The following is a 14,457-nucleotide window of genomic DNA, read 5'->3' on the forward strand; positions in this document are numbered from 1 at the left end:
GCCGCGCAGGTCTCGCAGTAGGCGCGCTCGTTGGGGAGTTCGTACGGGTCGCCGAAGTCCTCCTCGTCGTGGTGCGCGCCCAGTCCGCCCGTGAGATGGGTCTTGGTCGTGGTCATCGCATGCCACAACCGCTCGGCGGTGGACCGCAGTTCGGGATCGTCCGTCTCTGCGGCCAGGTCGGCGACGGCGGCCAGCAGATACAACTGCCGTACGGCGTGGCCCTCGACGCTCGTGGCCTCGCGCACCGGGACGCGGTCCTGCCAGTAGGCCGCGCCGTCGAGCAGGCCGTGGCCGTGCCGGTCGACGAAGTAGCCCGCCAGATCGAGGTATTCGCGCTGTCCTGTCTCCCGGTACAGCTCGACCAGGGCGGTCTCGACCTCCGGGTGGCCGTCGATGCCGTCGATCGGACGGCCGCTGCCGGGCGGGCCGAAGAGCTGACCGAGGTGGTCGGCGAACTTCCGTGCCACGTCGAGGAGTTCGGGTCGGCCGGTGGCCCGGTGATGGGCCACGGCCGCCTGGATGAGATGGCCGGCGCAGTACAACTCGTGGCTCCAGCGCAGGTTCTGGAAGGGGGCGCCGTCCTGATGGACCTGGAACCAGGTGTTGAGGTAGCCGTCGGGCTGCTGGGCCTCGGCGACCAGGGCGTTGATCCGGTCGACCTCGGCAGTCAGCTCCTCGTCGGCGTGGCCGGCGAGTTGCCAGGAGGCGGCCTCCAGCCACTTGTAGACGTCCGTGTCGACGAACGTGTACGCGCCCCGGTACTCGCCCTCGGTGGTCCCGGCGGCCAGCCGCAGGTTGTGCAGATTGCCCGCCGACTCCAGCAGGCCGGGGCCCTGGGGGAGGGACACCCTGGCGTTGACCTCGCGGCGGGTGTGCCAGAAGCCCGCGGTGATGTGGGCGGCGGCGGGACGCAGCGCCGCGCGGGCGCCCGGGCCGAGCCGGATCGGGCCGGCGGGGGACGGGGCGGAAGGAGTGCGGGGCATGGGGGGCATGGCTCTCCGGTTCATGTCGCGCAATCGTTTTCCTAGCGGAGAGTAGAGGGGAGGAGACGGATCCGGGTCAAGTAGCGCGACGGAGCTTTTTCGCCTTGTCAAAGGACTGCTACTGTCGCCGATGAGGACGTCACCGCCGCCGTGAAGGAAAAGGATTGCCTGTGACCTCTGCTCCTCGTTCACCCTCCGCGGGGCGGGCCAGACTCGCCGATGTGGCCGCGCTCGCGGGCGTCAGTGTGGGCACCGCGTCGAAGGCGTTGAACGGCGGCGGACGGATGCGGCCGGAGACCCGGCAGCGGGTGCTGGACGCGGTGGAGACGCTCGGGTTCCGGCCCAACCAGTACGCGCAGAGCCTGCACACCGGCCGGAGTTGGACGGTCGGCCTGATGACCACGGACGGCATCGGGCGGTTCAGCACACCCGTGCTGCTGGGGGCCGAGGACGCGCTCGGGGCCGGCAAGATCTCCGTGCTGCTGTGCGACACCCGCGGCGACGCCATCCGCGAACAGCACCATCTGCGCAACCTCATGGACCGCCGTGTCGACGGCATCATCGTCACCGGCCGCCGCACCGACCCGCGCCCGCCGCTGACCGGCGTCGACGAGGTCCCGGTGGTCTACGCGCTGTCCCCGTCCACCGACCCCGACGACACCTCCGTCGTCTCGGACGACGAAGGCGGCGCCCGCCTGGCCGTGGAGCATCTGCTGGCCACCGGCCGCACCCGGATCGCGCACATCACCGGCCCGGCCCACCACGCCGCCGCCCGCGACCGGGCCCGGTTCGCGGGGGATCACTTGAAGAGTGCCGGGCTCGAACTCGCCACCGGGCGCGTCCACTTCGGCGAGTGGAGCGAGGCCTGGGGCCGCCGCGCGGCCGACGCGGTGCTGCGCACGGCGCCCGAAACCGACGCCTTCTTCTGCGGCAACGACCAGATCGCGCGCGGTGTGACGGACGCGCTGCGCGAGCGCGGGGCGAGCGTCCCCGCCGACATCGCCGTGGTCGGCTACGACAACTGGGACACCATGGCCCTGGCCAGCCGCCCACCCCTCACCACGATCGACATGAGCCTCGCCGAGATCGGCCGGATCGCGGCCCTGCGACTCCTGGAGGCGATCGACGCGGACCCGGCACCGGGGCTGCACACGGTGCCGTGCCGGCTGGTGGTGCGGGAGTCGAGCTAGGGCCGGTCGTTCCGATCAGTTGCCGGTGAGGTCCGGCAACAGGGCGGACAGGGCCTCGCGTTGGGCCGGGCCGACGAACTGTACGAGTGCTCGCCGCACCGTCTCCTGCAGTGCTCCGGACGACTCCGCCAGCAGTCGGCGGGCCTTCTCGGTGAGGGCGACCTCGACTCCGCGCTTGTCTCCGCAGACCGACTTGCGGGTGACCAGGCCCGCGTGCTGGAGGCAGGCGATCTGGTAGGTCAGCCGGGTCTTCGGGCGGCCGAGCAGGTCGGCGATCCGGGTCATGCGCAGCCCCTCGGGCTCCTCGGCGAGCAGGCAGAGCACCAGGAACTCGTCGTGCGAGACATCGAGGTTCCCCTTCACGACCGAGCGCAGCTCCTGCTCCACCGCTCCCGTCGCCGCCAGTAGCAGCATCCAGGCACGCAGCTCGGGAGGGAGCAGGCCGGCGCCCTGCATGGAGGGGCATTCGGGCTGGTCGGCGGGGCGCTCAACGGGGTCGGCCATGGTTCCGAGTCTACCTGTTGTCCAATTTTGGAGGAGTGGTTGTCCATATTTGGATAATGGGCTAGCGTGAGGCTCATTCAAATTTGGACTATCGGAACCAGTGGGAGAGATCATGACCGTCGCCGTCGAAACCGGGGTGTGGCAGCTCGACCAGGCCGCCTCCACCGTGGGCATCAGCCACAAGACGATGTGGGGCCTGGTCAATGTGAAGGGCACCTTCGGTACCGTCACCGGTCAGGGCGAGGTCCGGCCCGACGGGTCCGCGATCGGCACGCTGACCCTGGCCGCCGCCTCCCTGGACACCAAGAACGCCAAGCGGGACAAGCACCTCCGCTCCGCCGACCTGTTCGACGTGGAGAAGTTCCCGGAGATCACCTTCGCGGTGCGCAGCGCCGAACTGCGTGACGGCGACACCGTGCACATCGTCGGTCAGCTGACCGTCCACGGCATCAGCCGTCCCCAGACCTTCACCGCCCGCCTCAAGGACGCGACCGGAGAGGCGCTCACCCTGGACGCCGAATTCACCGTGGACCGCGACCAGTTCGGCCTGGGCTGGAACCAGATCGGCATGCTGCGCGGGCTGACCACCGTCACCACCACGCTCCGCTTCCTGCGCAGGGCTGCCTGACCGGCCGTCAACTCCCGGGCCGCAGCCGGATGTCCGAGCTGGACAGCGTCTGCGGGACCGCGGTGAAGGCGCGCACCCGGATGCGGACCTTCTTGTGGGGAAGCGTGAACGTCCCACTGGGCGGCCGGAGTTCGATGGTCCGCGTACTGTGCGCGGGCAGGGTCGCCGGACCGCCCACCTGGGACCAGAACCTGCTCATGCCCTGGCCGGTGGTCAGGGTGTAGTGCGGGGTGAGGGCCGTGCCGGAGGCGTTGGTCACCCGGACGGTCAGCCTGGTCACGACGGTGGGCAGGGCGCGCCGGACCCCGGTGAGTCTCATGGTCATCGGTGGTGTCCCCGTCGCCGCCACCGCGGCGCTCGCCAGTGCGGGCGTGAGAAGGAGCACGGCCGCCGCGACCCTGGCCCGGCGGCGGTGCGGGCCCGACAGCAGCCGGGGGCGCGGCTGCCACGCCGTACGGAACTCCGAGAGCGGCGCGGTGACCGCCGAGGCCAGCCACAGCGGGGTCATCAGCAGGTAGTAGCCGTCCTGCGAACGCGTCGCCAGATAGAAGGCGCACCAGGGCAGCACGGTCGCCGCCGGCCCCAACCGCCGTACGAACAGCACGAACACGACGAGCAGGCCCGCCGCCAGCAGCATGCTCGCGTGGGAGTACCAGTCGAGCCGGTCGCTGCCATTGGTGAAGTACAGCGAGATGTCCACCAGGCCCTGACCGTGCACCACCGCGCCCTGTGTCAGCGGCAGCGCGATGCCCGTCAGCCAGGTGCCCGGCTCGCTCACGATGAAGTACGTGTTGATCAGCAGCCATACGGTGACGGCGGTCCCGACGATGCGCAGCACCACCAACGCGGCCTGCCGCGCGCCGAGTTCACCGCGCCGCATCGCATAGATCCCGGCGAGCAGGAACGGCGTCAGGAACCAGGGGAGTTGCTGTGCCGCGCAGGCCGCCCCCAGACACGCCGCCTGGGCGATCCCGGCACGGCCGAGCCGGCCGCCGCTGCCGATCCGGGGCCAGCGGATCACCACCGGCACCAGCAACGCCATCGCGAGGACGGCGGGATAGCCCTGGCGGCCGTAGGTGGGAAGCAGGCCGAGGCCGAGGCAGGCCAGGGTGGCCGCCGACCGCCACTGTGTGGGCAGCAGCCGCCACATGAGGACCGCGGCGGCGACGAGCGCGCCGGTGGCGACGGCCGTCGCGGGCGCGCCGCCGTGCCCGATCCACAGCAGGGGCGCCGTCAGCAGCGTCTCCAACGGGGGGTAGCCGTAGGTGTAGTCGTAGCCGCCGGTCACCGTCGGGGTGAGCGCGACACCCCCGGAGTGGAAGAGCCACGGCCAGGCCTGGCCGTAGATCGGGTGCCCGGCGACCAGTTCCTTGGCGGCCTGGGTGGTGAGGACCGCCTCGTCGCCGCCGCCGTGGAACACGGACCAAGCGGACAGGGCGAGCAGGACCGCGGTCACCAGGACGGCGAGATCGATCCGGGCCAGCGACCGGGCCCGGCGGACCACCAGGGCCAGCACACCGCACACCAGGATCGAGGCGTAGCAGAGCGAGACGACCGCCGCCACGACGAGGCGGTGGCCGGCGGCCTGCGTCCACACCGGGCGGACACCGATGAACAGACTGATGTCGGCGAGCAGGGTCAGGATCCGGTGCCACTGCGCGGGAGGTTCCGGGGCGGACACCGCCGACTGTGTCCGCCGACCGGGTGCCACCTGTGGTGTTTCTGCCAAGTGCACAGCACAGAACGCTAATCCGGCGCGGTGAGCGAGGTGGCGGCAATCGTGAAGAGCCGGGTATGAGACCGGTAAGAAGGCCTCGTTGTCGCCCAAAAGGGGCAAAGTCGAACGACTTTGTTCAACCGGCGGTGGCCATCAGTTCATTCAGTAAACATCGCGCACATACCGCTTCGCCGCCGCCAGTTGCTTCACATACGCGCCCGCCTCGGTCTCGTCCAGCCCGCCGTGCGCGACCGCGATGTCCCGCAGCGCCCGGTCCACGTCCTTCGCCATCCGCGAGGCGTCCCCGCACACATAGAAGTGGGCACCCTCCTGCAACCAGTGCCACAACTCCGGCCCGTGCTCCCGCATCCGGTCCTGTACGTACACCTTGGCGCGCTGGTCACGGGAGAAGGCCGTGTCGAGCCGGGCGAGCGTGCCCTCGGCCAGCAACTCCGTCAGCTCCTCCTCGTAGTAGAAGTCCGTCGCCCGGTGCTGCTCCCCGAAGAACAGCCAGTTGGGCCCCTGATGCCCGAGCGCCCGCCGCTCCTGGAGGAACCCGACGAACGGCGCCACCCCCGTCCCCGGCCCCACCATCACCATCGGCGTCGCCGCGTCGGTCGGCGGCCGGAAGTGCGGCGAGCGCTGCACGAACACCGGCACCTCCGTCCCCGCCGCCGGATCGGTGTCGGCGAGGAACGGCGAGCACACCCCGCCGCGCGGCCGCCCGGCGAGATTCTCGTAGCGCACCACCGACACCGTCAGCGAGACACTGTGCGGGTCGACGAGCGGGCTGGAGGAGATCGAATACAGGCGCGGCTGAAGCTTCTTGAGCACCCCGGCCCAGTCCTCGGCGGACGCCTTCACCGGATACTCGGCGAGCACGTCCACCGCCTGCCGCCCCCAACTCCACTGCGCGAGCCCGTCCTTGTTGTCGGGCCGCAGCAGCCTGCGCAACTCCCGGTCGTCCCGCGCCCGTTCGGCCACGAACCGCAGCAGGTCCGGGGTGATCCGGGTGATGTCCAACTGTCGGTACAAGGCTTCGGCGAAAGGGAAGGAGCCAACACCCGCTACCTCTACGACCGTCGAGGCATCGGCGCCGGTGACGGTCAGCCACTCCTCCACCAGAGCGGGCGAGTTGACCGGCCGCACACCGAGCGCGTCACCGGCCTCGTACGTCAGGTCGATCCCACTGGTGTCGAAGGTGAACCGCCGGACCTCCTTGCCCGCGCCGGGCCGGCTGAGCAGCCGGTTGCCGACGAGCCGGGCGGCGGCGGGCGCGGGTTTGGGGGCGCGGGGCGGTGACTTCGGGGCCTCGGTGTCGGCGCCCACCGTCGTCTCGGCGTCGGCGCCCAGCGCCGTGAGCACCTGACCCAGCCAGGCGTCCGCCGAGGGCTCGAAGTCCGGCTCGCAGTCGGTACGGTCGGTCAGCCGCACCCCGCCCAACTCGTCCAGCCGCGCGTCCAGTCGACGCCCGTGCCCGCAGAAGTCGTCGTACGACGAGTCGCCCAGGGCAAGCACCGCGAACCGCACCCCGTCCAGGCGCGGCGCCTGCTCCCCGGCCAGCGTGTCCCAGAAGCCGGAGCCGTTGTCGGGCGCGTCGCCGTCGCCGAACGTGCTGGTGATGAAGAGGAGATCGGCGTCGGCCGGGAGCGCGCCGACGTCGGCCTGGTCCATGCCGACCAGAGTCGCCCGGTGCCCGGCCGAGCCGAGCCGCTCGGCGGTGGCCGCCGCCACCTCCTCGGCGTTGCCGGTCTGCGAGGCCCACAGGACGACTATCTGCCGCCCGGACTGCGGCCGTTGCGCCGGAGCAGACGCCGACCGCGAATACATCCCGGCGAGAACACCGTTGACCCACAAGGCGTGTTCGGCGCTGAAGGGCGCGTCCGGCGGAAGCGTCGGCACACCGGGGGAGCCGGACTCGATGCCCGCGAGGAAGCCGGTCAGGTAAAGGCGTTCCTGCGCGGTGAGGACGGGCGGGGGAGCGGGATCGAGCCCGAAGGGATTGGCGCCCGGGATCACCGCGGCCGGCACCACCACCTCCGCCGGAGCCTTTGCCGGTGCCGGCGCGCTCGCCACCTTCGCCAGCGACACCGCGCACACCTTGAACTCCGGCTGGAACGACACCGGATCCACCGCGTCGCTCGTCACCGCGTTGACGCATCGATACTCGCCGAAGAGGTCGTTCCAGTGGAACGGCGCGAAACAGCCCCCCGGCCGCACCCGGTCGGTCACCACGGCCGGCAGCACCGCCCGACCCCGCCGCGACGCGACCTCCACCGAGTCACCCTCCGCGATCCCCAACTCCCGCGCGTCCTCGGGATGCAGCTCCACGAACGGCCCGGGGTTCAGCTTGTTCAGCTTGGCGACCTTGCCCGTCTTCGTCAGCGTGTGCCACTGGTGCTGCAAGCGCCCGGTGTTCAGCACGAACGGGTAGTCGTCGTCCGGCAGTTCGGCGGCCGGCATGTGCGGCCGGGCATGAAAGACGGCACGCCCACTGGCGGTCGGGAACTTCAACTCGCCCCCGCCCACATACCGGATGGGATTGCGGTCCGGCCCGCCCTCCTCGGCGGCCGGCCACTGCACGGGCGTGCTCCGCAGCCGCTCGTAGGTCACCCCGCGCAGATCCCAGCCGGTCACCGGGTTCCAGAACTGCCGTATCTCCTCGAAGACTTCCTCGGCGCTGTCGTAGGAGAAGCCCTTCTCGTACCCCATCGCGCAGGCGACGGCCGCGATGATCCGCCAGTCGGCCGTCGCCTCGCCGGGCGGGTCGACGACCGGGCGGGCGAGGGTGAGATTGCGCTCGCTGTTGATGAGGACGCCCTCGGCCTCGGTCCACATCGCGCCGGGGAGGACGACGTCGGCGTAGGCGTTGGTCTCGGTGTCGGTGAAGACGTCCTGGGTGACGACGAACTCGGCTGCTTCCAGGCCCTCGATGACGGTCCGTCGGTTGGCGACCGAGGCGACCGGGTTGGTGCAGATGATCCAGCAGGCCTTGATGTCGCCGTCGGCCATCTTCTGGAACATCTCGACGGTGCCACGGCCGACGCCGTCCGCGCGGAGCGTGTCCGGCGGCAGGCCCCACAGTTCCTCGGTGAACTCCCGCTCCGCTTCGACGAGTACGGACCGCTGGCCCGGCAACCCCGGTCCCATGTAGCCCATTTCACGGCCGCCCATCGCGTTCGGCTGGCCGGTGAGGGAGAACGGCCCGCTGCCCGGACGGCAGATCGCGCCCGTCGCGAGATGCAGGTTGATGAGGGCGTTGGTGTTCCAGGTGCCGTGCGTTGACTGGTTGAGCCCCATCGTCCAGCAGCTCATCCACTCGCCCGCCTCACCGATGAGCCGGGCCGCCGTACGCATGTCGTCCTCGGCGAGACCGGTGAGGGCGGCGACGGCGTCCGGCGCGTAGTCCGCGAGGAACTCGGGCAGCGCCTCCCAGCCCTCGGTGTGCGCGGCGATGAACTCCGGGTCGGTGTGGCCGTTCTCGTGCAGCAGCCGCAACAGGCCGTTGAGCAGGGCGAGATCGGTGCCCGGCGCGATCTGCAGAAACAGGTCGGCCTTCGCCGCCGTGGCGGTCCTGCGCGGATCGACGACGATCAACTTGGCGCCGGCCTTGACCCGTTCCATCATCCGCAGGAAGAGGATCGGATGGCAGTCGGCCATGTTCGAGCCGATGACCAGGAACACATCCGCGCGCTCGAAGTCCTCGTACGATCCCGGCGGCCCGTCCGCGCCGAGCGACGACTTGTAGCCGGCGCCCGCACTCGCCATGCACAGACGGGAGTTGGACTCGATCTGGTTCGTCCGTATGAACCCCTTGGCCAGCTTGTTCGCCAAGTACTGCGCCTCCAGGCTCATCTGCCCGGAGACATAGAGAGCGACGGCGTCCGGCCCGTGCTCGTCGACGATCTCCCGCAGCCGCCGTGCGGTCTCGGCGATCGCGTCGGCCATGGGCGTGGGCACCGGCTCCTCGCCGCGCTCGTCCCGCACCAGGGCGCCGGTCAGCCGGCCGGGTGCGGTGAGCATCTCGGCCGTGGTCGCGCCCTTGGTGCAGAGCCGGCCCGCGTTCGCCGGGTGCGCCTTGTCGCCGGACGCCTTGAGGACCGTACGCCTGCCGTCCGGACCCGCCCCGACGTCGAGCAGCATGCCGCAGCCCACACCGCAGTACGAGCAGACCGTCCGTACCTGCTGCGTCTGGAGGCTCGCCGGGCTCGTCGTCATGGCGTCGACCGTACGAATTGCCCGTTACGCCGATGTCACGCGGCTCGATCATGAGGGGTTACGCCCGCTGCACAACGGGCTGGGGGTCGCTGTGAGATGCGGACGAGATATGGTCCGATCTTGTCGCGGAGTGTGTCGCTGTTGGGCCGAACGGGTGACAGTGCGCAACAATTGCCGGATGCAGACTGCCAGCGCGACCCAGGACGGAGCATGCCGGTGAACAGCCACGATGTCACCGACGAACAGTGGGAAGGGCTCGCCCAGGTAGTGCCGCTGCGAGGCCGGGACGCCTGGCCCTCGGCCGTGAGCCACCGTTCCATACCCGAGGCCGAGACCGAGCCGCGCCGCCGTTTCGTCGTCCTCCGCGTGAACGTGTTCGGGGACGCCCGCGAGGTCGCGGAGACCCTGATGGCGGGCGTACCGGTGCTCCTCGACCTGACCGGCGCGGAGACGGAGGTCGCCAAGCGGGTGCTGGACTTCAGCACGGGCGTCGTCTTCGGCCTGTCGAGCGGGATGACCCGTGTCGACCGGAATGTGTTTCTGCTCACACCGCCGGGGACGGAAGTGCGGGGGCTGATGGAGGGCGCGGGGGTCCCGGGCGTGTGAGCCCACCCGTGTGCGGCGGGGCCCGGTCGCTCGATCGTAGGAAGGTCCCCCGGGCGGAACGGTTCGCCTGACGGCGGAGGCCTACGGTCCGGATATGACCGCGCCAGCACAGTCGCCGCAGCCGCCCGGGTCGTCCCCGTCGCCGCAGCCGCCTGAGTCCTCCCCGAGCTCCGGGCCGCCCGAGTCACCTGGGCGGTCGGAGGGGGTGCCGCCGCAGGGGCGGTCTTCGAAAGCCGTCGCCCGCCTGGCTCGGCCCGCGCCCGAGGCGCCCGTGCCGGTCAGCGTCCCGCGGCCCGGTCGGCCCCATCTCGCCGAGTTGCGGCTGTCCGCGTTCGCCGCGCATCGTGGGGCTGGATTCTCGCTCGGGCCGCTCACTCTCTTCGCCGGGCCCAGCGGGTCCGGGAAGACGAGTGTGCTGCGGGCCTACGAGGCTCTCGCGCGGCTCGGGGGTGGAAGTGAGGTGGGGGAGGTGTTCCCGGACCCCCGCGGGTGTGTTCCGGAGCGGGCGCGGCCCGATGCCCAGCGGCGGCGTGGGTTCCGGATCGGGTGTACGGCGGACGGGCCCGAGGGGCCGGTTCGGCTCGATGTCGCCGTGCAGGCCGAGCCCGAACTGCGCATCGTGGGGGAGCGGTTGACGGCGAACGGGCTGGTCCTCCTGGAGACCGCCCTGCGGGACCCCTCGCGCCGCTCGGTGCAGGCCGCCTGGCATACCGGGGGTTCGTCCCCGGTCACCCGCGCCCCGCTGCCGGACGACCGGCTCGGTACCGCGCTGCTGCCGTTGCGGGTCGCCGGCAAGACGGACGGACAGCGCCAAGTCCTCGCCGCCGCCGAACAGATGGTGGTCGCCCTGCGCTCCGTCTTCGCCTGCGACCCGGCCCCCGAGCGGATGCGCGCGGCCGTGCCGATCGGCGACGGCCGGCTGCTGCGGGACTGCTCCAACCTCGCCGACGTGCTGTGGCGCACCCGGAGCGAGTGCGGGCAACGGCACGCGCAGCTCGTCACGGCGGTGCGGACCGGGTGCGCCGGACCCGTGGTGGATGTGCTCGCGGAACCTCTGCGGGACGGGATGCTCCGCGCGGTCCTCGACCGGGGCGACGGCCCCCGCACCGCCTTCGAGCGGCTCGGTGACGGTGAACTCCGGTACGCGGCCCTCGCGTTGGTGCTCCTCACCGGCCCCGGCGTGCTGGAGGTCGACCCGCCCGGCGAGGTCCCGGCCGCGATGCAGACCCTCACCGTCCTCGCCGACGGCCTCGACCGGGGAGTCGACGTACGGCAACGGGCCGAACTGCTGCGGCTCGCGGCGCGGATGTGCGAGCGCGGGCACATCCGGCTGGTCGGCGCGGTGAGCGACGCGTCCTGGGCCGCCGAAGTCGACGGTGTCACAGTGGTACACCTGGAGCCGTGACAGAACATCTCGACGTGGCGAAACTGCAGCGCAGACTGGCCGAGTTCGCGGCCGCGCGGAACTGGCAGCCGTACCACACCCCCAAGAACCTCGTCGCCGCGCTCAGCGTGGAGGCCTCCGAACTGGTCGAGATCTTCCAGTGGTTGACCCCGGAGGAGTCGACGCGGGTCATGGACGACCCGGACACCGCGCACCGGGTGACGGACGAAGTCGCCGATGTGCTCGCGTACTTGCTGCAACTGTGCGAGGTGCTCGGCATCGACCCGCTCGCCGCGCTCGACGCGAAGATCGACCGGAACGAACACAGGTTCCCGGCGCCGTAGCCGATCACTCAGGGGAGCCGGCGCGTCCATTTTCACTCTCCGGAGTCATTCATCTGCCCGCAACCGATTTGTTGTCCACAGATTTCCGCCTTCCACTGGCTTTTCGTCTCAGGCACCCTCACTCTGGGTAATGGACTAGGGAGTTCGGGCGGGCGTGCGAACAGCACGCCGGGATATGACGGGGGCAGCGCATGGACGCGATGCGGCTCATCGTGACGAGCAGGCGCGCCCTGGCCGGAAGCGGCGACGTGCCGGAGACCATGACCGAGGTGTGGCAGGCGCAGGCCCTCGCCCAGGCGATAGGCAGCCGCCTCGCGGTCTTCGGCCCACCGGAACTGCGGGGCGAGGCACTGGGGTTGACCGAACTGGCGGGCCGGGGCTGCGGAGTGCTCGACACCCCCGTGCTCGCCGTGGAGGACTTACGGGCGGCCCAGCTCACGGAGTTGGGCGATGCCCGCCTCGCCCTGCTGTGCCTCGGCATCCTGCTCGGCGAGGTCGGCATCGCCCTCGTCGGCATCGCCTGCGCGGCGGACGACGAGGGCACGTACTGGCAGTGCATGGAGGCCATCGACGCGGCGGACGAGTCCCGCGACCGGGTCCTGGAGATGCTGCGAAGACTCGCGGACCGCGAACAGTCGGCGATACCCGAGCGAGAGGCAGGCTGACGGTTGCCTCCGGCGGAGGTGCGGGAGTGACCGCCGGGCCCAACTGGCCGCCCTACCAGGTGACTTGCGGGGCGGCGACGACCCCGGCCGCCACACGCGTCGGGCGCCTCGGGCGCGGCCCGCCTGTGAAACGGGCCGCAGCCCTGTGCCGGTCAGGCCGTCAGGCGGTCGCGCCGCCCTCCTCGCCGGACCCCGACCCCGACCCCGTGCTCCCGGCGGACTGCAGATCCGCGTCCAGGGCTGACAGGTCCGCGTTCAATGACGCCATCAGCTCCTCCATCTGCTGCAACAACCCCTTCGGTTGTGCAGGCCCGCCCTGCTGCGGCACGGCTTCTTCGGACATGACGGCCTCCTCGGCCCGTGGCCTCCGGAGGAGACCGATGCGGGTGTCGCCCCGACATCGCCTGGCCGGTGCGGGAATCCGGGCGGTCCGGCTCCGCCCGAGCCAACGATCATCAACGGGGCCGGTCACTGGCGCGGGCGGCTCCCGCGCGCACGGTTGACGCGATTTCACCCGACCGGGGACGGGACGGGCCGGAGGGACCGGTGGGGTTGACCGTCACTCGGGCGTGCAGGATGGGGGCATGGATCTTCGCATTTTCACCGAGCCCCAGCAGGGGGCTACCTATGACACCTTGCTCGCCGTGGCCAAGGCCACCGAGGATCTTGGCTTCGACGCCTTTTTCCGGTCCGATCACTATCTGAGCATGGGTTCCGGCGACGGGCTCCCCGGCCCCACGGACGCCTGGCTCACCCTCGCCGGACTCGCCCGTGAGACCAGCCGCATCCGGCTCGGCACGCTGATGACGGCCGGTACCTTCCGTCTCCCCGGCGTCCTCGCCATCCAGGTCGCGCAGGTCGACCAGATGTCCGGGGGAAGGGTCGAACTCGGCCTGGGCACGGGCTGGTTCGAGGAGGAGCACAAGGCGTACGGCATCCCGTTCCCGAAGGAGAAGTTCGCCCGCCTGGAGGAGCAACTGGCCATCGTCACCGGGCTGTGGGAGACCAAGCCCGGAGACACCTTCGACTTCCACGGCACCCACTACGACCTGACCGACTCGCCCGCGCTGCCCAAGCCCACGCAGGCGAAGATCCCCGTGCTGATCGGCGGCCACGGCGCGAGCCGTACCCCGAAGCTGGCCGCGAAGTACGCGGACGAGTTCAACATGCCGTTCGCCTCGATCGAGGACAGCGAGCGGCAGTTCGGCCGGGTCCGCGCCGCCGCCGAGGCGGTCGGTCGCAAGGGCGACGACCTCACCTACTCCAACGCCCTCGTGGTCTGCATCGGCAAGGACGACCAGGAGGTCGCCCGCCGCGCCGCCGTGATCGGCCGCGAGGTCGACGAACTCAAGGCCAACGGCCTCGCGGGCTCCCCGTCCGAGGTCGTCGACAAGATCGGCCGCTACGCCGAGGTCGGCTCCCAGCGCGTCTACCTCCAGATCCTCGATCTCGACGACCTGGACCACCTGGAGTTGCTCTCGTCCCAGGTGCAGTCGCAGTTGTCGTAGCGCCGCGCGGGCGGGGGCATCGAAGCCTGCGTTACGACCCCGCCCGCGCCACGGCCGCCGCGGGCACTCCCGCCCGCCGTGGGTGCCGCACCCATGGCCCTCTACCGCTACTTCCCGGACCGCGACGCCCTCCTCCAGGCGGCCGCCGACCACGTCCTGGAGGCCATGCGGCGCGACCCCGTCCCCGACGGCCCCCGGCCCGACCGGCTCCGCGCCCGGATGCGGGCCGGACAGGCCAACCTCCGCCCCTACCCGCAGCTCATGCCGTACATGACGACGACCCGGCACCCCGCCTGGATCCCCGGGTTGACCCGGCTGTGCGAGATCCTCGCCCCGGCCGGCCTCTCCGACGAGGACCTCGCCCTCGCCGTCGCCCTGATCTCCTCGACGATGCTCGGCCACGCCGTCTACGAGGGCCACCGCAGACCCGACGAGGAGATGACGGCCCTGCTCGACGACACCCCCGACCCGGCGACGGACCCCCTGCGCCCCCTCCTCGCCGGCCTCCCCGCCGCCCACGCCCGCCTCCACGACACGATCCTCGACCAGACGGTCACGACGGTGGAACGGCTGGCCCGGACCCCCGCGCAATAAGGGAAGGCGCAGTTCGGCCGCCTTGTGCGAAAGTGAGACGGTCGTCCTGCCCAGCCCCCGGGATCACCGACCCTGGGGGCTTTCGCACGTACGGCACCGCACTCATCCACCCGTCG

General features: G+C 71.2%; 13 protein-coding genes. 8 read left to right on the plus strand and 5 right to left on the minus strand.

Annotation, left to right across the window (positions count from 1 at the left end):
- Positions 1-983: beta-L-arabinofuranosidase domain-containing protein (locus tag ABZT04_RS35480; protein WP_356061722.1), on the minus strand; the 983-nt coding region annotated here is incomplete at its 3' end.
- Positions 984-1,153: 170 nt separating this feature from the next.
- On the opposite strand from ABZT04_RS35480, the gene ABZT04_RS35485 reads away from it, so the two are divergent.
- Entirely contained in the window at positions 1,154-2,173 is a 1,020-nt protein-coding gene (locus ABZT04_RS35485; protein WP_356061725.1) for a LacI family DNA-binding transcriptional regulator, read from the plus strand.
- A 15-nt stretch (positions 2,174-2,188) separates the two neighbouring features.
- On the opposite strand, the gene ABZT04_RS35490 is transcribed toward ABZT04_RS35485, so the two are convergent.
- Positions 2,189-2,677, minus strand: a complete 489-nt coding sequence (locus ABZT04_RS35490; RefSeq protein ID WP_356061728.1) for a MarR family transcriptional regulator — start codon at positions 2,675-2,677, stop codon at positions 2,189-2,191.
- 112 nt (positions 2,678-2,789) lie between these two features.
- Between ABZT04_RS35490 and ABZT04_RS35495 the strand changes: the two genes are divergently transcribed.
- Positions 2,790-3,305, plus strand: coding sequence for a YceI family protein (locus ABZT04_RS35495; protein WP_356061731.1), 516 nt, complete (start codon positions 2,790-2,792; stop codon positions 3,303-3,305).
- A gap of 7 nt (positions 3,306-3,312) precedes the next feature.
- Here the strand turns inward: ABZT04_RS35495 and ABZT04_RS35500 are convergent, their stop codons facing one another.
- Positions 3,313-4,986: a hypothetical protein gene (locus ABZT04_RS35500; protein ID WP_356061734.1), complete on the minus strand. Its 1,674-nt coding sequence runs from the start codon at positions 4,984-4,986 to the stop codon at positions 3,313-3,315.
- Positions 4,987-5,184: 198 nt separating this feature from the next.
- Positions 5,185-9,240 carry a bifunctional nitrate reductase/sulfite reductase flavoprotein subunit alpha gene (locus ABZT04_RS35505; RefSeq protein ID WP_356061737.1) on the minus strand — a complete coding sequence of 1,352 codons (4,056 nt, stop codon included), beginning with the start codon at positions 9,238-9,240 and terminating at the stop codon, positions 5,185-5,187.
- Between the two features lie 210 nt (positions 9,241-9,450).
- On the opposite strand from ABZT04_RS35505, the gene ABZT04_RS35510 reads away from it, so the two are divergent.
- From ABZT04_RS35510 to ABZT04_RS35525, 4 genes are all read left to right on the plus strand, one after another.
- Positions 9,451-9,846 carry a cell division protein SepF gene (locus tag ABZT04_RS35510; RefSeq protein ID WP_355902068.1) on the plus strand — a complete coding sequence of 132 codons (396 nt, stop codon included), beginning with the start codon at positions 9,451-9,453 and terminating at the stop codon, positions 9,844-9,846.
- 94 nt (positions 9,847-9,940) lie between these two features.
- Entirely contained in the window at positions 9,941-11,251 is a 1,311-nt protein-coding gene (locus tag ABZT04_RS35515; protein ID WP_356061740.1) for an ATP-binding protein, read from the plus strand.
- A complete protein-coding gene (locus ABZT04_RS35520; RefSeq protein ID WP_356061743.1) occupies positions 11,248-11,574 on the plus strand; it encodes a nucleotide pyrophosphohydrolase in 327 nt (108 codons plus the stop codon). Before ABZT04_RS35515 ends, ABZT04_RS35520 begins: the two co-directional genes overlap by 4 nt.
- 191 nt (positions 11,575-11,765) lie before the next feature.
- Positions 11,766-12,239 carry a DUF6099 family protein gene (locus ABZT04_RS35525; protein ID WP_356061745.1) on the plus strand — a complete coding sequence of 158 codons (474 nt, stop codon included), beginning with the start codon at positions 11,766-11,768 and terminating at the stop codon, positions 12,237-12,239.
- 160 nt (positions 12,240-12,399) lie between these two features.
- Here ABZT04_RS35525 and ABZT04_RS35530 read toward each other — a convergent pair whose 3' ends face one another.
- A complete protein-coding gene (locus ABZT04_RS35530; RefSeq protein WP_356061747.1) occupies positions 12,400-12,582 on the minus strand; it encodes a hypothetical protein in 183 nt (60 codons plus the stop codon).
- Positions 12,583-12,823: 241 nt separating this feature from the next.
- Here ABZT04_RS35530 and ABZT04_RS35535 point away from each other — a divergent pair, with 241 nt between their 5' ends.
- Both ABZT04_RS35535 and ABZT04_RS35540 read left to right on the plus strand, forming a co-directional pair.
- On the plus strand, positions 12,824-13,747 hold the full coding sequence (locus tag ABZT04_RS35535; RefSeq protein WP_356061750.1) for an LLM class F420-dependent oxidoreductase: 924 nt from the start codon (positions 12,824-12,826) through the stop codon (positions 13,745-13,747).
- 78 nt (positions 13,748-13,825) lie between these two features.
- A complete protein-coding gene (locus ABZT04_RS35540; protein ID WP_356061753.1) occupies positions 13,826-14,341 on the plus strand; it encodes a TetR/AcrR family transcriptional regulator in 516 nt (171 codons plus the stop codon).
- The last annotated feature ends 116 nt before the right edge of the window (positions 14,342-14,457 follow it).

Origin of the sequence: Streptomyces sp. NPDC005492 (genome assembly GCF_040605995.1) — a bacterium.
Classification (GTDB): Bacteria; Actinomycetota; Actinomycetes; order Streptomycetales; family Streptomycetaceae; genus Streptomyces.